Below are 20,000 nucleotides of genomic sequence, written 5' to 3'. Positions count from 1 at the left end.
CATAATTTAAATCTTTGATTTCCTCACTAAACTCAACTTACTATAGTTTCCCTTACATCCTTTTATCATATTTCCACTGATAAGGATCATGAAGCAAGCGCCAATCTTGATCCATTTCTTCAGTATTAATCAAGCACGCATCTAGTTGTCTAGTAATCTTCTCTTGGTCTAATTCCGTTCCAATAATAACGAACTGCGTATGTCTATCACCATATTCTAAATCCCATTCAGCAGCTATCTCTTCTCGAGCCATAAGAATCTCACGTTGTTTTTGTTCAGGCATTGTCGCCACCCAATATGTGACTGGATGGACATCACAAGAAGACCCTGCCTGCGAGAGTAAACATGCAACACTATTGTGTTGTGCGAACCAAACAATACCTTTGGATCTTACAATATTGCTAGGTAAATGATCGAACCACTCTTTAAAACGATCAGCGTTGAAAGGAAGTTTTCTACGATACACAAATGATGAAATGCCATATTCTTCAGTCTCAGGCGTATGATGTTCATGTCCGCCATGTGTGAGTTCTTTTATCCACCCGGCAGACTCACTTGCCTTCTCGAAATCAAATAACTGAGTATTCAACACTTCTGATAAATCAACTTCTGCATTGACTGTTTTGATCATCCTCGCTTCGGGCTGTAATGCACGAAGTGTTTTCTCCAGTTTTGCCAATGCTTCTTTACTTACTAAATCAATTTTATTAATAATCATGACATCACAAAATTCAACTTGATCGATGAGTAAATCAGCAATCGTACGTTCATCGGCGTCTCCGATGCTTTCATCTCTATCCATCAATAAATCTTCTGATTGAATATCATTAATAAAGCGATTGGCATCCACAACGGTTACCATTGTATCTAATCTGCATATAGCAGTTAAATCAATCCCTAATTCTTCATCTATGTACGAAAACGTTTGGGCCACTGGTACAGGTTCTGAAATTCCTGTGGATTCAATGACAATTTGATCAATGCCACCCTTTCTCACTAAACGTTCAACTTCTTTAAGTAAATCATCTCTCAAAGTGCAACAGATACATCCATTTGAAAGTTCTACAAGTTTCTCATCCGTCCTAGAAAGTCCTCCCCCTTGTGCTACTAAATCCTTATCGATATTGACTTCGCTCATATCATTAACAATCACTGCGATACGGCGTCCCTCTCTATTTTTCAAAATATGATTCAGTAATGTTGTTTTTCCAGAACCTAAGTATCCACTTAGAACTGTCACGGGTATTTTAGCCATTTAAAGAACTCCTCTTTATGTAAATAGTAATTATTACGTTTTACATTTTAAAGAAGTTAATCCTATTAATCAATACTTTATTTTTGAAAATGATTTTACTCCCCGCATACATTAAAAAGGTTAGTTGAAAATACATGCACGTTTTCAACTAACCCATCGAACAATATTTAACTTTAAAAAGTACCATCAATAAAATAATTAAAAACCCAAGTAATACCATTCAAACGATCTTTAACTTCAGCATGATACGCGTTAAAAAATGTTTTATATAATTTTACTTTAATATGTCCACCATCGTCGATTAAACGTTGATATACACGTTCTAATTCTTCTTTAGAATCACAATCGACAAGAAGATGTGGATTTTTAGAAATAGAATGTTTATGAAAGGTATCAGAGAAATGAACGAACGTGTTTTCTCCGATAATAAGTTGGGCATGATATGTTTTACCATCTTTAGCTATTAAAATTTCAGTGTTTGCTTGAAAGACATCTTTGTAATAACTTAATGATTTATCTACATCCTTTACATATATAAATGGATTGACGCTCTTCATAAATCCCTCCGAATTGTTAGACTTAAAGTTTGTTTTACAAATATATATTAAACTTTCGAAAATTTCAAAAATCTAAATGTTGATTTTTTTGACGTTTTACTACAATCTAATACAACAAAACCACTCCCTAATGGAGTGGCCATCTATTTAAAATTTAGGTGCACCATTTACTAAAATACTTCTTAAGAAATCGAAGACTTTTTTCGCGAATCGAATTAAATCACTCATGAATTTCATCTCCTCTCAATTATTTTTTTACCTTTTCATTATAAAACCTTAAAACTACAATTAATCAATTTTGCCTAACTGACAAACATCAATACATAAATGTTGAAATTACAACAAAATATTACAATTAAAATCTATATTTATACACTTAGGAAGTTAAATATACAATCACCAACTTAAGATAACTATTTCTTCATAATGATTATGCAAATTTATTACTTTTATAGAAAAATAATATATTGAATGACGTTACGATGGATAATAACCCAAATAGCATCCAATCTTGATGAATACGGTCTAAACATAAGCCGCCTATAATTGGTGCCAACAGAGCACCTAGATTTTGTAACCCAGCCAACGAATAATACGTACATTTATAACTACAATTGGATAATTCATCAATCCGAATATCCATCATTGTAAACACCAGCATTTCACCCAAGGTAAACACTACCATTGCGATACATTTGAAGATAATATCATCAACTGTCCCTAGCACAAATAAACTTATGGGCAATAAGGCAGCTCCTGTTATCATTGCTGTCTTAATGGATGTGCGTTTGCTAAAGAAATAAACGAAAAATTGGCATGTAATAACTGTAATTCCATTTATTGAAAGTAACAGTGCAAATAACTTTGAAGCGTCAGTATTTTTATAATGCGACGCAAAGAATTGGGGCAATATACTAGTCATAACGGTATAACCAAACATAAATAGGACTAATCCAATGATTAAACACGAATATGCTCTATCATCACGAAATGTAGTATATATGCGACTAATATCAATTTTTAAAGTATTATTTTTATTTTTCAAATCTAATTTAAGTATGAAAAATGCATAAACAAATGCATTGAAATTGATACAATAAGCCATAAAAATGATGTAACAAATGATATTAACGCCTAAAAATTGCAACTGTACTGACAATAATGGAGCCAATGTAGCTGAAATATTAACAAGATAATAGCGTACATTAAATACCAATTCCTTATCCTTTTTTTCAGTGAATAATGCCAAAATTGTTTTATATGTCGGAGAAAGAAGACTACTTCCTATACTATTAACTAAAGCAAATATAATGAAAAATATATATTTACTGATTAAAGGGAAACACAGAAAACTCATTGACGATAGAAATAAACCAGAAAAAATAATAATTTTTTTATCTATTTTATCGATAAAAGGGGCCGCTATAAAACTCATAAATAAAGATGTGATCGCAAAGGTCGAAACAACCAACCCTATTTCCAAACCACTAAAATGATAATTTTGAGCTAAATAAATTGATAAAAAAGGTATGATTAGAAAATAGCTAAATCTTTCAAGAAATGTAGCTAAAAATAGTATATATGTGATTTCAGGTAAATTTTTCAACAAAAATCTCCTTTATTCTAATGATGTTGTTCCCATATAACATTTTCTTCATACCAATCAGTGACAATATTAATTCTAGAAATAAGTTCTTGTTCATTATTGCCTTCTATTAAAACAGATATGATATGATCCACGCTAAATTGCGCATCGTTATAGGTTTTATTTTTTTGAGCAGTATTTTTAAATTTTACTATCCAGTCATAATCTAAGTGTTTCTTAATACCTTTATAAACACCATTTTGAGGTGGTAATAAAACAAAGCCAGAGTATCGTTCAACAGATTCTTGTTGAATTGTACATGCATGATCCTCATACATTTGCATATATAAACTTTCTTTATTCAAGTGAATATTCGTCGAGTTCTGAATGACGTTTCCTACTTCTGCACCTCCAGTTCTACTTCCTATTTCACAAAAATAAATCTCACCACTATCAGTTAAGAAAAATTCGGCATGAAATGAACCGTTTGGAAAGCTAGGTAATGTATCTATGACTTTTTCAGCTTGTGCTTTGAAAGTGATATTTAATGCATTACTTTCATCAATCATATAACTCGCTAAAGGTTGATTTTTTTGAAATTCTAAGCAACCTTTATAATATTTAGAAACATAAGAAACGATGACTTTATTATTATGAATTAGTCCATCAACATGATACATATCTCCATTTATAAACGCTTCGATTTCATAATTATTTATATTTCTATTTTCTTCAAAAAAGGTGTCTATATCTTGTTGATTTTTAGCTATAAATACATCCATAGAACCCGAACCATAGATGGGTTTTAACACCACAGGATAGTTAGTTTGTTGTACAAAATTTTCAACTTGTGCTTTAGATATGACTTTTTCAAATTTAGGAATATTTACAGATGAACCGTGAAGTAATTGCTTCATCAATAGTTTATCTCTATATGCTTCCGCACTTATTAATGACTGACCGGGACAATGTAGAATCTCTCTTAACTTTGCACTTCGCACAACGTCAAATTCTGAGATAGATAATATGTTAGTGATATTGTACTTTTTGCTTAACTGTATCGCTTTAATTTCAACATCCACGTTATCCACGTAGTTCTCAAATGATTCAATGAATAAAAAATGATGTTGAATAAACGTATGTTCTTTTTCTTTCGGGCAAAAAAGAATGATATTTTCTTTTGCATTTGGAAACCACGCATCATAAGGCGTTTTGTTTCCATCGGTATTAGACAATATAATGACAGTCATTGTATCTCCACCTTTATAAATGATTCGATTTCTCCGATGATGTTTTCAATATCTTTAGTGCTTTTTCCTTCTAAAATAATATTGGCAATGAAGCAACTAGAGAAATGTTCAGGTGGCATGATGACTTCGTCACCTTCTTCTTTCAAAGGTATGACAGCTATGACGCCAGGTATTTCCATAATAGAATCGAAACCTACAATTTTTTTGAATGTTCCACTTTGATGTGCGCGTATACTATAAAAGCATAATTTCTTATTACCATTTTCATAATCTGGCCAACGATCTTTAACATGATGTCCAACAGCAACATCGATAATTTTTTCAATAAATGAATGCCCTGAAGATAGTCTGATAAGATGTGATGTTATAAATCCGCCAGCTGGTCTTGCCGCAATCTCTATCACTTTGAACCCAGATTTCGTTAACCGACCTTCTAAATGAAAAGCACAGTGATCAATATCTAAACTTTGAATCGCCAATTTAGTTTTCTTTTTGATTTCATCTTTAACTTTTTTAGGCTTATCAGAAGGAAAAAATGCAATATATTCTAAAGAGAATTCAGCTGTTACGCTTTTATCAGTAATCCCAGCTATAAATATTTCTTTATTTTGCACAACACCTTCAACAGAGACCTCTTCTCCTTCAATGTATTCTTCATAAATATATTGGTTAGGATAGTAACGGTAAACTTTATCTTTTTTAGGAGAGGTAGAATCCAATAATAAATTAAACATATCTTCTAAATGTGCTTTACTTTCAATTTTAAAAATGCCTTTACTACCAGAGGCGCCAACTGGTTTTAATATACCTGGTATTCCAATCTGAGTGACTGCCTCTTTTAAATCGTTCAAGCTTTCAACCTCTTGAAATTTCGGGCAAAGCCCCTCAACATTCGACATCGCACGTCTCATCAAATATTTATTTCTCACATTTTGCACAATTTCTGGATTTATACCAGGTAAACCCAATTCTTTGTTTAAAAAAGATACAAGTTCTACATCTTTATCTGACCAGGTAAAAACACCACTGATTTTTATGTTTTTGTTGTATTCAATAACTGTATTAATCGTTTTTTGAATTTCATAAGAATTAATAATAATTAAATCATCTAATAAATGACCGATTAACTTAGGGTCTTTATCTGCCATTAAAACTACTCGATATCCTAAATTTTTTGCTTCTATAATAGGTTGAATTCTCTCTACCTTATGGCTTCTTAAGTTTATAAATAGTAAGGTTTCCATATCCTAACCACCCACTTTATCTGTAATATATTCATTTTGGTACCATTCTCTGCTATAACTAGTGATATTGATTTCTTGCTTAGTTCTCTTACATACATCAAACCAAGATTGAAATAATAGCTTCAATATTTCTTTATAATATATAGCGATGACGAGGTCATTCTCACTGTAATCACTTCCACTTTGTTTCATTAATCTTAAATCAAAAAATGCGTTATATATCGTCGCCCCATTTTTAATAGAGCCTGGACAACGAATGGCATGTCTGACTTTAGCGAACACATGCCCTTTATGATGCTGATCGCTCCACTTGGTGATGTCAGCCATAACAGGCGGAAAATAGAAATGACGCGTGATCCTTGTTTGATTATTCAAAAAATTTCCCGGGGTATAATGCCAACTATTATATTCCATTCTTTTACTTATAGCGGTAAGCACGCCAGCTAGTATCTTAGAATTATTTTGAAAGGCACTTTTCATGAGTGCACTTGGGACTACACAACAAAAATATTCATTTTGTCCCCAATTAAAAATCTCTTCTAGCTCATCTTTTTGGTGAACTTCATAAAATTTTAGTGGTGCTCTAAACCCTCTTGCCATACCTATATCAGATGAAGTGCGAGAAATTGCTCTATTTATGATTGTATGCATCATTTTTTCAATGATTTGATAAGGTTCTTTATCAAGATTTTTCTCTATAATTTGGCAAAAATAATGATAGTAATCTTTTGAGAATTTTACAGAGGTTAATCTTTCTAAATCTGTTTTTAAACAATCATCGTTCTGTTTAGACAATTCTCTATTGTCAATATATCTTTCCTCTTTATGTAAATTCAGGCCATTGATAAACCTATATATTAAATAGTGATTTTCTATTTCTTTTCTCATTGAAAATATAAGTACCGCTTGTTTTTCTAAACTAAAATCACCATCCGTCTTTCTTTTCAATATTTGACTATATTCTTTGATTTTTTGATTAAAATAATCTTTTAAAAATGACAGTGAGAAATGTATACCGTTTACTTCTTCTCCACGTGAGGGAGGTCCGGATTTAAGTAATAGATACATATTAAAAACAAAAATTTTTTCTGCTTTCTCCCAATTTTCAATATTTTTATAAGGCAAATTATTTAATAAAAATTCATCTGTATCTCCATCGAATTCTTTTATCAAATTATTATAGTTATAAAATGTACTAAAAGTTTTATCGTTGACATAAAGTAATATCGGAGCCATGTGATATATATTAAACTTTATAAATTTTAATATATCGTTGATTTCATCTTTACTTTTATCTTTAAAAAACGAGTTTACTTCTTCATTAAATATTTGTTCTTCTATCTCTATTTTTTGTCGGATATTGTCTTTTATGACTTTTATCACGTGTTCATCAACTTCGAAGTAACCGAATGTAAATGTGTAGTTATCCAAAAAATAATCCGCACCCAAAAGTAATCTTCCATATTCAGTTATTCCGAAATATATCCTATTTTCATCTACATTTTCTAACTTTGAGGTAAACACGACTTTACAATTTAGCTCTGTTAAATTTTGGTATATGACACTTTGTTCTAAATTGAGACTTTTTATTCCAACGGACGTATCTATTTTTCCATCTAACGTAAAAAGCGTACGAATAATTTCGGATGGATGTTTCAAACAATAGACTTTATTTTGAACTTCTAACAATAACTTGCCGAAACCATTTTTATTCATCATTATCACACTTCCTTTTTATTAAATGGATGTTGTGATATTTTGATTGATTCCGTCGGACAACCCTCACATGCATTTTTCAAATGTTCAATTTCATTAAATGGAACAGGTTCACATCCACAGTTATTATCTAAGCACCCATATGCAATATCTTCTACATCATATTTAAATAAATTAGGAGCAGCTACTCCACAGGCAGCACAGGAAATACAATTTTCTCTATCTACATAAGTGTAATAGTTCATAAGAATTCCCCCTTATATTCAATTTTCAATGTGCACGTGGAAATATCGATGTTAAACTTCATTTTTTAAATGAATGATAGTGAGAAAAACATTGCTTTTATAAAAGATAACTTTTTCAAAATCAGATTACTTTAATTTAAATATAAATCCCCTTTTTCCAACAATCCCAAAAATATTTTAACTGTTTCGGTGCAATTTTGCAATAAAGATGAAAATATAAATTAATAAAATAATAGAAATTAGCTTTATTTAACAAAAATGTAGAAAGAAATACTTATACTTTAAATGTTTTGTTAACAAAAATTTTATTTTTACTATTTTCATGATAGAAAGTAAATAAATAGTGGTAGATATCTGCGGAGCCATAACTGAGGTAAACTTTCGACACAACTTCCTAATTTTTATAATCAAATACGTACAACGACATCTCATCTCCCATTGTTTTTGCCTTTTATTCAAATGAATGACAAAAAAGCCTTCAACCACAAGGGTTAAAGGCTTATAAAATGCGTATTCAAAACGTATTCAACACAAAAAATAAACAGGCTAGAAACCCCTTTTTGGAGTCTCTAACCTATTTCATAATTTATATTTCTTACTCCCATTCTATGGTACTTGGGGGCTTAGAAGTAATGTCATAGACGACGCGGTTAACGTGATCTACTTCATTTACGATTCGACTTGAAATCTTTTGTAACACTTCCCAATCGATACGAGCAAAGTCACTTGTCATCCCATCAATAGATGTGACTGCTCGAATACCTACTGTATGATCATACGTACGATAGTCTCCCATGACCCCTACTGATTGGATGCCAGGTAGCACTGTGAAGTATTGCCAGATATCTCTTTCAAGACCCTCTTCTCGCACTACTTCACGTAAAATCGCATCAGATTCACGTACGATTTCTAATTTATCTTCAGTAATTTCACCAAGTACACGGATACCTAAACCAGGACCTGGGAAAGGTTGTCTCCATACTAAATGTTCAGGAATACCTAGCTCGATACCTAAGGCACGTACTTCATCCTTAAACAATGTATTAATTGGTTCAATCAGTTCAAATTCCATGTCCTCAGGTAATCCACCAACATTATGGTGGGATTTAATAGTTTGAGCCGTTTTAGTTCCTGACTCAATCACGTCAGTATAAAGTGTGCCTTGCGCTAAGAAATCAACATCTGTTAACTTAGCCGCTTCGTCATCAAATACATAAACGAATTCGTTACCGATGATTTTACGTTTTTGTTCTGGATCAGATACACCTTTCAATTTATCCATGAAACGCTCTTGTGCGTTAACACGAATAATGTTCATATCAAATCCTTCACCAAACTGCTCCATCACCATATCGCCTTCGCCTTTACGAAGTAAACCATGGTCAACAAAGATACAAGTTAATTGGTCACCAATCGCCTTATGTAACAGTACTGCTACGACTGATGAATCAACCCCACCGCTCATTGCACATAACACTTTACGGTCGCCAACTTGTTCACGAATCTTCTCAATTTCGATTTCGATGAAGTTTTCCATCGTCCATTCGCCTGTACAATTACACACACGGCGCACGAAGTTTCTTAATAAGTCGTTACCGAATTCAGTGTGACGTACCTCTGGGTGGAACTGCACACCATAAATACGACGAGTTTTATCTTCAATAGCTGCATAATTCGTACTAGGACTATCTGCAATCACTTCAAATCCTTCAGGAATTTCAATCACTTTGTCAGAATGACTCATCCAAACTGTTTGTTCCGAAGGCAAGCCGAAGAATAGCTCATCAGACTTAGCATTAATGATTGCTTTACCGTATTCACGCTCATTCGCGCGCTCTACCTTACCGCCTAATAGTTTTGTTGTTAATTGCATGCCGTAACAAATACCTAAGACCGGAATACCTAAATTATAAATTTCAGGGTCAATAGTAAATGATCCTTCCTCATAAACTGAATTTGGACCACCTGAAAGAATGATACCTTTAGGATTCATACGTTTAATTTCTTCAATTGAAATCTCATGATCATGTAATTCACTGTATACGCCCATTTCACGAATACGTCGTGTAATCAATTGATTGTATTGGCTACCAAAGTCTAAGACAAGAATTAACTCTTGCTCTTTCGCCATTTCCATAATTGCGAATCTCCTTTATTGTTTTTGATTTATGTAATACTTAGAGAAACGCTCCCTCAAATGATAACGTATAGGTCTATTGCCATTACTTTTGAAAATGAATTAAACAAGCCCATACGACACCGTTATAAAGAGCGTCCTCTAAAATGATCAAACTTCTTCATACTTTATTTAGAAAGAATAGTTTGGTGATTCTTTAGTAATTTGTACATTGTGAGGGTGGCTTTCTGCTAAACCAGCAGGACCCATACGTGTAAATTGTGCTTCTTCACGTAATGTTTTCAAGTCAGGAGAACCAGTATAACCCATACCAGCTCTTACACCGCCCATAAGTTGATAAACTGTATCTTGTAGTGGGCCTTTATAAGCTGTACGTCCTTCGATACCTTCTGGAACAAATTTTCTTGGTGCTTTATCTTCTTGGAAGTAACGATCGTTTGATCCTTTTTCCATAGCACCTAATGAACCCATACCACGATAAACTTTATATTGTCTACCTTGGAAGACTTCAGTAGCACCAGGACTTTCTTCAGTACCAGCTAATAAGCTACCTAACATTACCGCGTGGCCACCAGCCGCTAATGCTTTGATAATATCTCCTGAGAATTTAATACCACCGTCAGCAATAACCGCTTTACCATGCTTACGTGCTTCTGTCGCACAATCATATACAGCTGTGATTTGAGGTACACCGACACCTGCAACAACACGTGTCGTACAAATTGAACCTGGTCCAATACCTACTTTAACAACGTCAGCACCTGCTTCAAATAATGCACGCGTTGCTTCTGCAGTTGCGACATTACCGGCTACAACTGTGATTTCAGGATATTTTTCTTTAATATGTTTAACTTGCTCAATTACGCCTTTAGAGTGACCATGTGCGGTATCAATAATTAATGCGTCAACACCAGCTTCGACTAGTTTTTGAGCACGAACTTCCGTATCTTTAGACGTACCGATAGCCGCCGCTGCTAATAAACGACCATGTGCGTCTTTCGCTGCGTATGGGAATTCTAATACTTTTTCAATATCTTTAATTGTGATTAAACCTTCTAGTCGTCCATTTTCTACTAATGGAAGTTTTTCAATTTTATGGTCTTGAAGAATCGCTTCCGCTTCATCTAAAGTCGTGCCAACTGGAGCTGTAATTAAATTTTCTTTCGTCATTACATCTGAAATCTTAATTGAAAAGTCTTCAATAAAACGTAAATCACGATTAGTAATAATACCTACTAAATTTCTTTCATCATGATTATCAACAATTGGGACACCTGAAATACGATATTTACCCATCAAAGCTTCTGCTTCATAAACACTTTCATCTGGAGTTAAGAAGAACGGGTTAGTAATGACACCATTTTCTGAACGTTTAACTTTTTGTACTTCATCAGCTTGTTCTTCAATGCTCATATTTTTATGGATGACACCTAACCCACCTTGACGAGCCATAGCAATTGCCATTTTTGATTCAGTTACCGTATCCATACCTGCAGAAATAACAGGAATGTTTAATTTAATTCTATCTGATAATTCTACACTTAAATCTACGTCGCTAGGTAAAACATCTGATTCAGCTGGAATGAGTAATACATCGTCGAACGTCAAAGATTCTTTAGCAAACTTATTTTCCCACATTTAAAAACAGCCTCCAATTTAATATAGTTAGTTACATTATTTCACATTTTCGTCGCTTTGTTTATAATTTATACCATTAAAAAAGAAATTTAAGATAATTGCAGAAATTGCACCTAGAACAATGCCATTTTGAGTTAACCAAGCAAATTGTTCTCCTAAACTTTTAAATGCTTGAGGGACTGCACTAATACCTGTGCCTAGTCCTACAGAAACAGCGATAATTAATAAATTGTTTTGATTTTTAAAATCAATACTCCCTAGAATACTTACACCATAGGCCATAACCATGCCAAACATTGCAATCATTGCGCCACCTAAAACAGGTAAAGGGATGATGTTAGCGAGTGCACCTAACTTAGGTATGCAACCACAAACGAGTAATAAAACCACCATGCCATAGATAACGTTATTCTTTTTAGCCCCTGAGAGTGACACAAGACCTACATTTTGTGAGTAAGCGGTGTAAGGGAAAGAATTAAATATAGATCCTAAAATGATTGCTAGACCTTCCGCAGTGTAACCTTTACGGAAATCCTTTCGCTCAAGCTTTTTGCCAGTAATCTCACTAAGTGCATGATAGACACCTGTGGACTCTATTAAGCTTACGACTGCAACAATAAAGAAGACGAGTGTTGAGCTTAAATCAAAGCCAAAACCGGAGAATCTAAATGGTAAAGGTAAGCCAACCCAATGGGCACTTCCTACTTGTTCAATATCTACCAGACCGAACACAGCTGCTAAGGCTGTCCCTAATACAAGACCTATGAGGATAGCAATTGATTTCAAGAAGCCTTTCGTAAACCTTTGTAAAATTAGAATGATGATCAATGTCACGCCACCTAAAATCAAATTTTTAGGGTCTCCATAATTTTTAGCACCTTCCCCACCAGCAAGATAGTTCATTGCTACAGGCATAAGATTAATACCAATAATCGTTACGACACTTCCTGTAACAACAGGTGGAAAGAATTTAACTAAATAAGAGAAGAAAGGCGCAATAATTACGACTAAAATTCCTGAAACAAATAATGAGCCGTAAAGTACGCCAAGACCTTTCGTTTGTCCGATAAGTATCATTGGTGCTACTGCAGTAAACGTACAACCTAATACAATGGGTAAACCTGTTCCAGTAATCTTATTAGCCTGTAAAAAAGTAGCAATACCACACATAAAAATATCAACTGTTACTAAATAAGCAATTTCTTCGGAAGAGAATTTTAAGCTAGTTCCTACGATTATAGGGACTAAAATCGCTCCGGCGTACATTGCTAAAAGATGCTGAACACTTAGAATGAAATTCTTCATTATTGTTCACCTAGAAGCGTAACTTTATTACCTTTTAATGATGCCACTTTACATAATGAAGATACTTTCAGTCCTTCATTTTCTAAACGTTGACGCCCATCTTGGAAACTTTTTTCAACAACGATACCGATACCCACTGTAGTCGCCTTAGCTTGTTGCACAATTTCATTAAGTCCTAATGAGGCATCTCCATTTGCTAAGAAATCATCAATAATAAGTACTTTATCATTTTCACCTAAAAATTCTTCAGAAACGATAACTGTACTCGTCTTATTTTTAGTAAATGAATGAATATCTGTACTGTAAAAACCATCCTTTAATGTGCTAGGTTTAGCCTTTTTAGCAAATAAACAAGGAGCATCGAAATGGAAAGAAGCCATGATAGCTGGGGCGATACCTGATGCTTCTATGGTTAAAATTTTGGTAATACCCTCGTCTTTGAACTGTTCATAAAACGTTTTTCCTACTTCATTCATAAGCGAAGCATCGATTTGATGATTTAAAAAACCGTCCACTTTTAAAATTTTCTCATCAATCACAACGCCGTCCTCTTTGACCTTACGTCCTAACGACTCCACTCAAAAAACCTCCTCAAATTCTTTGGTATTGATTTCTAGATACAAAAAAACCCTCAAACTAAAGTATAGTTTCAGGATCTATGAGTGAACGAGCAATACATTGCGAGGTTGCAAATTAAGAAGAAGATACGCCAACTTAGTCCTAAAAACGTATGATTCAATTTCGATATAAATAAACTAAAATTGTGACAATGCTAAAAATGTTAGATGCCAATTTAATGAGTTTTATTACGAATCAAAACGCCTTTCACTTTCCCAGTTATGTTTCAACGCTTTAAACTACTCCTAAGTATTGTGTTGTTACCCATAGTCATGTCGTTAATGGCGACATGGTAGAAACTTCTAAAGCCATATTCTCTAGATTATATGAGTTTTATAAATTATTTAATGATGATAGCAAACTTTTCATGTATTTTCAATATCATTTAAAATAGTTCAAAGTTGAGAAATCAACAATTTATTATGTAATCGTTTTAATTTCAAATATAGATTCTTATTGGAAAAATCAACATCAAAATTATATAATTATATATGTAAAAGTTTTATAAAAACGGACTAGGGTATAACTTTATAAAGCAAGTTTAATCATGAAGGGGCGATAATTATGGCAGATATTATTGTAGTTAACGACAAAAGTGAACTATACAATGTAATCAACCAAAAGAAAACAGAAGGCTATTTAGAAACTGAATTAGCTGTTATCAGTAAAAGTAAATTACATTTAGACGACCTACACAATTCTCAAATTTCAATGATAGCTACAAGCGGTTCATTTAGTGATCGTATGTCTCGTCTATTAACTGGAGAAGATGGTGAAGAAGCTGTTCTTTCACGTTACAACTTAACTGAAGAACAACTTGAAGAACACAAACAAGATATTTTAGATAATAAATTATTATTAGTAGCAAATCGTGACAATTCTTCCCATGACGAAGTTGAAGATCACAATGCAGCTTACAAAGAAATCGACATTACACATTATGCTGCTGAATCAAAGGGTCCTAAATCTTAATTGATTTTAGAGTTTCAATGATAGACACCATCATGTTTACGTAATGAAGCGTATGCATTGTGGTGTTTTTTTATTATGTGACACATTAGAAGTGATTATATAGTAGGATTATCCTATAATATAGTAAATATTAACGGGGGTAATGCTATGGAGTTTAAAGCAATTCAATCAGCCAATGATCCTTTATTTGAAAAAGCACTTGAACTATACGACGCGAAATTAGATATTGGTTTAGATGAAGATCGCAAAATCTTTAAACGTTCTTTAGAAAACAACAAAACGGAGAAAGATTACGCATTCGTAGTAGGCGTCGAAAATAATCAAGTTGTCAGCTTAGCGACTGCACATTATGAAGCAACCACGAATGCAGCATTCCTTATCTATTTAATAGCCAAAGACGGTCCTAATCACGATGAATTAATGACTTTAACTTTAAACGAAGTGGAACATCAATTAAATCATTTATCTCATGAAATACATGATAGAAATATCAATTTTATTATGTTAGAAGTTCCTAAAGAACCACATCATGTTGATGAACAAACTAACAAAATACTTGAACACCGTCGCCAATTTCTTTACGAAAATAACTTTGAGAAACAAGAAGAAATTGATTATATTCATCCGAATTACACATTTGATGAATCTCCTTTTAAAGTAGACCTATTTATTAAAGCAAATATTGAATTAACCAAAGATATTTACGGGACAAGTGTAAAATCTAATTATATTCTTAAGTATGTCTTCGCAAATGGCATTTCTCGAGATATTATCTACCCACTTTTAGAAGAAATGAATTTAAGAAAGCCTTTATAACAACACTTGAAATCACTATTAATTAGGGGTAAACTATCATATGAAGTAAGACTGACGTTTCACTGACCGTAGACAAACGTCGGTATACATAAACCAAATGATGAAGGGGCTTTTTCAATGTTAACCAAAGAATTTGCACAACGTGTCGAACTAAGTGAAAAACAAGTCCGTAAAATTGTACAACATTTAGAAGAACGTGGATATCAACTTAGTAAAACTGAATATCGCGGACGCGAGGCTACTGATTTTAAAGAAGAAGATATCGAACTATTTAGAGACATTGCTGATAAAGTAAAACAAACAAATAGTTACGACTTAGCATTTGATGAATTAGAAAAAGAGAAAGATTTCTTACAAGTGATCGTTAAAGATGAGGACAGTCAATTACCAACTGACCAAAACGTCGCTCAATTAGTTGAAGATTTACGTAGCGAAATCCAAAAAATGCGTGAAGAACGTCAAATGCTCGGTCAAATGATTAATCAAGTTCATCAACAACAGCAGCAGCTTAAAGAATTACAAACAGAAATTACTAGTAAAATTGATGCCAATACAGAATCTTTAAAATCAATCCAAACTTCTCAAGAAGCTATTCAGTCATCACAAGAGAAACAAGCGAATGAAATTGCGAAGACAAATCATAAATCAAATGAATCAACACAATCGCTAAATAATAACAAATCAAGCGAAAGTAACTCAAACTCTCAGAGTGAACAAGAAAGTACTTCAGAAGCACCTAGCACTTCTGATTCAGATTCTCATTCCGAAAGTGCAGTAGCATCAACTAGCGAAACTACTTCAACTTCACAATCAAGTAGCCTTTCAACTCGTACATCGGAAATATCAAACTCAACTTCTAATGATTCAACTTCTAACTCAGACATGACAACAATAGAAGATCATTCTCAATCATCAAACAATCAACCTAAAGAAGAGAAAAAAGGGTTCTTCGCTCGTTTATTTAACTTATAATCAAGAAACAAACTTCTCAACACTTAATTGAGTATGTGTAAAATGCAACTACTCATTTAAGTGTTTTTTTATTTCTATTTTCCCTCCCTATATTTCATATACCCACGTATACAAGCATGCCTTCCATTAATTTTACCGAGATAATATTTTGTTATTTCATTTCATAAAATCACTATAACTACCTTGAATTTGTTATTTTCTAGTAATATCCTTATTACATATGTCGGAATACTATATTTTATACAACAAAGGAGCGTTTACGATATGGAGGCACTTTTCACTATGATTAACGTAGTAGTGTTAATTATTTTCATTATTATGTTAAACATAATGGCTAGGAAGCATATTTCATTCCCTAAACGTGTATTTAGCGCTTTAGGTATTGGAATCGTTTTGGGAATAGCTTTACATCTTATCTTCGGAGCAGAATCAAAAGTATTAAAACAAACTTCAGATTGGTTTAGCATTATTGGGGACGGTTATGTTGCTTTATTACAAATGATTGTCATGCCACTTATTTTTGTATCTATTGTAGCAGCATTTAGTAAAATCCAAATTGGGGATAAATTTGCGAAAATCGGTACCTTTATTTTTATGTTTTTAATTGGAACCGTAGCGATTGCAGCCATTGTCGGCATTATCTATGCATTGATTTTCGGTCTAGACGCTTCATCAATCGATTTAGGAAGTGCTGAGCATTCACGTGGCTCAGAAATTAGTAAGCAAGCTAAAGATTTAACTGCTAATACATTGCCACAACAAATTCTTGAATTATTACCAAGCAATCCATTCTTAGACTTTACAGGTCAACGTACCACTTCAACTATCGCTGTTGTGATCTTCGCAACTTTCGTTGGTTTCGCATACTTACGTGTAGCGCGCAAACAGCCTGAACATGGTAATTTATTAAAACGTGGTATTGAAGCTGTATATGACATTGTAATGGCTATCGTCACTTTCGTTTTACGTTTAACGCCTTATGGCATCTTAGCAATTATGGCTTCTACACTTGCCACAAGTGATTTTGGAGCGATTTGGACTTTAGGAAAATTCCTACTCGCTTCTTATGCAGCATTAATTACGATGTATGTGATTCACTTAATCATTTTAAGTGTGTTGGGTATTAATCCAGTTAGATATGTTAAGAAAACGTTAGAAGTATTGATCTTTGCATTCACTTCTCGTTCAAGCGCAGGAGCTCTACCTTTAAATATTCAAACTCAAACGCAACGTTTAGGTGTTCCAGAAGGTATTGCTAACTTCTCTGCAACATTTGGATTATCAATTGGACAAAACGGTTGCGCTGGAATCTACCCAGCTATGCTAGCAATCATGGTCGCGCCTGTCGCACATGTCCATATCGATTTCCAATTCATCATTACACTGATTGCTGTAGTGATTATTAGTTCATTTGGTGTTGCAGGTGTAGGTGGCGGTGCAACATTTGCATCAATTTTAGTATTATCCACATTAAACTTACCTGTCGCACTTGCTGGTGTACTTATTTCTATCGAACCTTTAATTGATATGGGACGTACCGCATTAAATGTGAATGATTCAATTTTAGCCGGAACAGGTACTGCACGCTTAACTAAAAATTGGGATAAAGACACATTTGAATCTAACCATTATGGAGAATTATCATCTAGTTAATTTTTATTAAAATGAATTTTAAACGAATAAGTATATGCTTTAATCATCTATCACAGACGTCACAAGCTTCTTATTTAAGGAGTTTGTGGCGTTTTTATTTAACTTTAGAAATAAGATTGGGTCATCAACTACTATACAACTATCTTTGTCCAGAAAATCAACGATTCAAATACTTCATTTTAAATTAATACTCCATTTAAACTGTTACGCTCTTCTTCGATTAATTCATCATTTATATACGCATTTTTATAACTATGCTATGTTAGAAGTTAGGTATAACAAATCACTAGGGGTGCATGTTGCATGCTGAGAGAAAGGTACCCTTTCAACCCTTGAACCTGTTGGTTAGTACCAGCGTAGGAAAGTGAAATATATTTTTTATTTCTTTCAAATTCACTTTTTTACGAAAATTTGTTTGTTGGAGGAATTTTTTTATGGAAAAATTAGTAGTCGGTTTAGAATGGTTCTTAAATCCTGATCATTTGCCTTTAATTTTAGGAATGAAAAAAGGTTGGTTTAGCGAGCAAAACTTAGAAATTGAAATGATTGAACCTGAACAACATTTTGATGCTTTAGAAGAAATTGAAAATGGTTCAATGGATATCGCGATTACTGAGCCTATCCATCTTGTTGAAGATAAAGCGATGAATGAAAATGTAGTTGGCTTCGCTCGATATCTACATACAAATGGCGGTGTGATGTACAACAAAGACAAAGGTATTCAATCACCTAAAGACTTAATTGGCAAACGTCTTCAATATCCGGGTGCTCCTGGATCAGGAGGTATAGCAATTGCTAAAACTATGATTGAAGCTGATGGCGGCATGTATAATGAAGGAGATATCGTCCCTGTTAATCATAGCTTTTATCATACTGATGCATTGTTAAATGACAAGGCAGATGCAGCTACACTCATTTTTGAGAATTTCGAAATACTTGAAGCGAGAAATGCAGGATTGAATGTAGATTATTTTGCTTTAAAAGATTACAATGTCCCAGACTTTTGTCAATTAATTTTTATTACTACACCTGATAAGTTAGAAACAGACAACCAGAAACTCAAAAAGTTTATTAAGGTCATTCAAAAAGCTATACAATATATCAACAATAATTTAGAAGATGCCATCAATATATATGCAGATTACACCCAAACAGATATTAATAATAAATTAAATAAAGACACCATTGAAGCAACAGCTAAATGTTTTACTAATGATTTGTCTATGAGTTCAGACTTCTATAATGACTTACAATTATGGTTACAAAGTACAGGTAAAATCAAGCATACGATAGATGCAGAAAAATATTTTACAAACCAATTGTTATTCAGTAGATATACCAAATCATAAGCATAAGCTACAGAAAATAAGTTAAAAATCCTATAATTATAGCCTATAAATGAATTCGGGTTTGAAATTTCATTTATAGGCTTTTTTCCATTTAAGAATTATTTTTTGATGAATCCAGCTTTATGCAATTGGTCTAACATATCTGGTCGTGTTTTACTACTTAAGAATTGCTCAATTTGTTCGGACCATGTTTCAGTACGCTCCCCATTTGTACGTTCCTTATAGTAGTCACTTACAATTTGATCATACGCTTCTAATTCACGACGTTGTTTATCATTACTTGCGTCGTAGCTATTTTTATGGAAAATATGTTCAAACGGTAATCTTGGTTTCGGCGCACCATTCTCATCCTCAGCAGGTTCACCTACTGCCATGCCAAATAGAGGGAAGGTATAGTCAGGTAAGTCTAAAATTTCACGTACACGCGCCACATCATTACGTAGAGAACCTAAATAAACGATGCCATATCCCATATCTTCAGCAGCTACAGCCATGTTTTCAGAAACAAGTGCGACATCTATAGAGCCGACTAGCAAGCCTTCTGCTGATGAAAAAGAAATACTCATATCTGATTCAGCGTTTTCATTTACTAGACTATGACGATAATAATCTAAAACAAATACAAATAAGTAACCATTATCTACAACATACGGTTGACCAGAAACTTCTTTTAAATCTTCTTTGATTT

At 33.3% G+C, this 20,000-nt stretch carries 17 protein-coding genes and 2 riboswitches; of the genes, 5 read left to right on the top strand and 12 right to left on the bottom strand.

Features of this window, described 5'->3' with window-relative positions; translation table 11 throughout:
• Positions 1-52: 52 nt before the first annotated feature.
• From HMPREF2580_RS04625 to xpt, 11 genes are all read right to left on the bottom strand, one after another.
• A complete protein-coding gene (locus tag HMPREF2580_RS04625; RefSeq protein WP_070830700.1) occupies positions 53-1,255 on the bottom strand; it encodes a GTP-binding protein in 1,203 nt (400 codons plus the stop codon).
• A gap of 173 nt (positions 1,256-1,428) precedes the next feature.
• Complete coding sequence (locus tag HMPREF2580_RS04620) at positions 1,429-1,812, bottom strand: VOC family protein (protein ID WP_002445209.1); 384 nt, start codon at positions 1,810-1,812, stop codon at positions 1,429-1,431.
• A gap of 430 nt (positions 1,813-2,242) precedes the next feature.
• Entirely contained in the window at positions 2,243-3,418 is a 1,176-nt protein-coding gene (locus tag HMPREF2580_RS04615; RefSeq protein ID WP_070830698.1) for an MFS transporter, read from the bottom strand.
• A 17-nt stretch (positions 3,419-3,435) separates the two neighbouring features.
• Entirely contained in the window at positions 3,436-4,647 is a 1,212-nt protein-coding gene (locus HMPREF2580_RS04610; RefSeq protein ID WP_070830696.1) for an ATP-grasp domain-containing protein, read from the bottom strand.
• The gene (locus tag HMPREF2580_RS04605) at positions 4,644-5,891 is read right to left on the bottom strand and encodes an ATP-grasp domain-containing protein (RefSeq protein ID WP_070830694.1); all 1,248 of its coding nucleotides are present in this window, start codon (positions 5,889-5,891) and stop codon (positions 4,644-4,646) included. The genes HMPREF2580_RS04610 and HMPREF2580_RS04605 overlap by 4 nt, the downstream gene beginning before the upstream one ends.
• Before the next feature lie 3 nt (positions 5,892-5,894).
• Positions 5,895-7,610 (bottom strand): hypothetical protein, encoded by a 1,716-nt coding sequence (locus HMPREF2580_RS04600; RefSeq protein WP_256326419.1) that lies wholly within the window; start codon positions 7,608-7,610, stop codon positions 5,895-5,897.
• 2 nt (positions 7,611-7,612) lie between these two features.
• Complete coding sequence (locus tag HMPREF2580_RS04595; RefSeq protein ID WP_070830692.1) at positions 7,613-7,852, bottom strand: ferredoxin; 240 nt, start codon at positions 7,850-7,852, stop codon at positions 7,613-7,615.
• A gap of 595 nt (positions 7,853-8,447) precedes the next feature.
• Positions 8,448-9,989 (bottom strand): glutamine-hydrolyzing GMP synthase, encoded by a 1,542-nt coding sequence (gene guaA / locus HMPREF2580_RS04590; RefSeq protein WP_070830690.1) that lies wholly within the window; start codon positions 9,987-9,989, stop codon positions 8,448-8,450.
• A 171-nt stretch (positions 9,990-10,160) separates the two neighbouring features.
• On the bottom strand, positions 10,161-11,627 hold the full coding sequence (gene guaB, locus HMPREF2580_RS04585) for an IMP dehydrogenase (RefSeq protein WP_070830688.1): 1,467 nt from the start codon (positions 11,625-11,627) through the stop codon (positions 10,161-10,163).
• A 36-nt stretch (positions 11,628-11,663) separates the two neighbouring features.
• Positions 11,664-12,932 (bottom strand): xanthine permease PbuX, encoded by a 1,269-nt coding sequence (gene pbuX / locus HMPREF2580_RS04580; RefSeq protein ID WP_070830686.1) that lies wholly within the window; start codon positions 12,930-12,932, stop codon positions 11,664-11,666.
• Entirely contained in the window at positions 12,932-13,510 is a 579-nt protein-coding gene (gene xpt / locus HMPREF2580_RS04575) for a xanthine phosphoribosyltransferase (protein WP_070830684.1), read from the bottom strand. Before xpt ends, pbuX begins: the two co-directional genes overlap by 1 nt.
• 287 nt (positions 13,511-13,797) lie before the next feature.
• A riboswitch (purine riboswitch) is annotated at positions 13,798-13,900 on the bottom strand.
• A gap of 214 nt (positions 13,901-14,114) precedes the next feature.
• Between xpt and HMPREF2580_RS04570 the strand changes: the two genes are divergently transcribed.
• From HMPREF2580_RS04570 to HMPREF2580_RS04550, 5 genes are all read left to right on the top strand, one after another.
• Entirely contained in the window at positions 14,115-14,522 is a 408-nt protein-coding gene (locus HMPREF2580_RS04570; RefSeq protein ID WP_002445190.1) for a YflT domain-containing protein, read from the top strand.
• A 147-nt stretch (positions 14,523-14,669) separates the two neighbouring features.
• Positions 14,670-15,338 carry a hypothetical protein gene (locus tag HMPREF2580_RS04565; protein WP_070830682.1) on the top strand — a complete coding sequence of 223 codons (669 nt, stop codon included), beginning with the start codon at positions 14,670-14,672 and terminating at the stop codon, positions 15,336-15,338.
• A 117-nt stretch (positions 15,339-15,455) separates the two neighbouring features.
• Positions 15,456-16,310, top strand: a complete 855-nt coding sequence (locus tag HMPREF2580_RS04560; protein WP_070830680.1) for a hypothetical protein — start codon at positions 15,456-15,458, stop codon at positions 16,308-16,310.
• A 264-nt stretch (positions 16,311-16,574) separates the two neighbouring features.
• A complete protein-coding gene (locus HMPREF2580_RS04555; RefSeq protein WP_002445184.1) occupies positions 16,575-17,963 on the top strand; it encodes an L-cystine transporter in 1,389 nt (462 codons plus the stop codon).
• A gap of 278 nt (positions 17,964-18,241) precedes the next feature.
• A riboswitch (TPP riboswitch) is annotated at positions 18,242-18,343 on the top strand.
• A 54-nt stretch (positions 18,344-18,397) separates the two neighbouring features.
• Positions 18,398-19,312, top strand: a complete 915-nt coding sequence (locus tag HMPREF2580_RS04550) for an ABC transporter substrate-binding protein (protein ID WP_070830678.1) — start codon at positions 18,398-18,400, stop codon at positions 19,310-19,312.
• Between the two features lie 98 nt (positions 19,313-19,410).
• On the opposite strand, the gene HMPREF2580_RS04545 is transcribed toward HMPREF2580_RS04550, so the two are convergent.
• A partial coding sequence (locus tag HMPREF2580_RS04545; protein WP_070830676.1) for a nitroreductase family protein occupies positions 19,411-20,000 on the bottom strand: 590 nt, incomplete at its 5' end.

It is taken from the genome of Staphylococcus sp. HMSC036D05 (assembly GCF_001836225.1).
In the GTDB taxonomy this organism is placed as follows: Bacteria; Bacillota; Bacilli; order Staphylococcales; family Staphylococcaceae; genus Staphylococcus; species Staphylococcus caprae.
Note: the sequence above shows the minus strand (reverse complement) of the source record. Positions and strands in the feature narration are given on the sequence as shown.

Excerpts from the sequence above, each read along its gene's own strand:
- HMPREF2580_RS04625 (WP_070830700.1), bottom strand. The coding sequence starts at position 1,255 with ATGGCTAAAATACCCGTGACAGTTCTAAGTGGATACTTAGGTTCTGGA.
- HMPREF2580_RS04620 (WP_002445209.1), bottom strand. The coding sequence starts at position 1,812 with ATGAAGAGCGTCAATCCATTTATATATGTAAAGGATGTAGATAAATCA.
- HMPREF2580_RS04610 (WP_070830696.1), bottom strand. The coding sequence starts at position 4,647 with ATGACTGTCATTATATTGTCTAATACCGATGGAAACAAAACGCCTTAT.
- HMPREF2580_RS04605 (WP_070830694.1), bottom strand. The coding sequence starts at position 5,891 with ATGGAAACCTTACTATTTATAAACTTAAGAAGCCATAAGGTAGAGAGA.
- HMPREF2580_RS04600 (WP_256326419.1), bottom strand. The coding sequence starts at position 7,610 with ATGATGAATAAAAATGGTTTCGGCAAGTTATTGTTAGAAGTTCAAAAT.
- HMPREF2580_RS04595 (WP_070830692.1), bottom strand. The coding sequence starts at position 7,852 with ATGAACTATTACACTTATGTAGATAGAGAAAATTGTATTTCCTGTGCT.
- guaA (WP_070830690.1), bottom strand. The coding sequence starts at position 9,989 with ATGGAAATGGCGAAAGAGCAAGAGTTAATTCTTGTCTTAGACTTTGGT.
- guaB (WP_070830688.1), bottom strand. The coding sequence starts at position 11,627 with ATGTGGGAAAATAAGTTTGCTAAAGAATCTTTGACGTTCGACGATGTA.
- pbuX (WP_070830686.1), bottom strand. The coding sequence starts at position 12,932 with ATGAAGAATTTCATTCTAAGTGTTCAGCATCTTTTAGCAATGTACGCC.
- HMPREF2580_RS04570 (WP_002445190.1), top strand. The coding sequence starts at position 14,115 with ATGGCAGATATTATTGTAGTTAACGACAAAAGTGAACTATACAATGTA.
- HMPREF2580_RS04565 (WP_070830682.1), top strand. The coding sequence starts at position 14,670 with ATGGAGTTTAAAGCAATTCAATCAGCCAATGATCCTTTATTTGAAAAA.
- HMPREF2580_RS04560 (WP_070830680.1), top strand. The coding sequence starts at position 15,456 with ATGTTAACCAAAGAATTTGCACAACGTGTCGAACTAAGTGAAAAACAA.
- HMPREF2580_RS04555 (WP_002445184.1), top strand. The coding sequence starts at position 16,575 with ATGGAGGCACTTTTCACTATGATTAACGTAGTAGTGTTAATTATTTTC.
- HMPREF2580_RS04550 (WP_070830678.1), top strand. The coding sequence starts at position 18,398 with ATGGAAAAATTAGTAGTCGGTTTAGAATGGTTCTTAAATCCTGATCAT.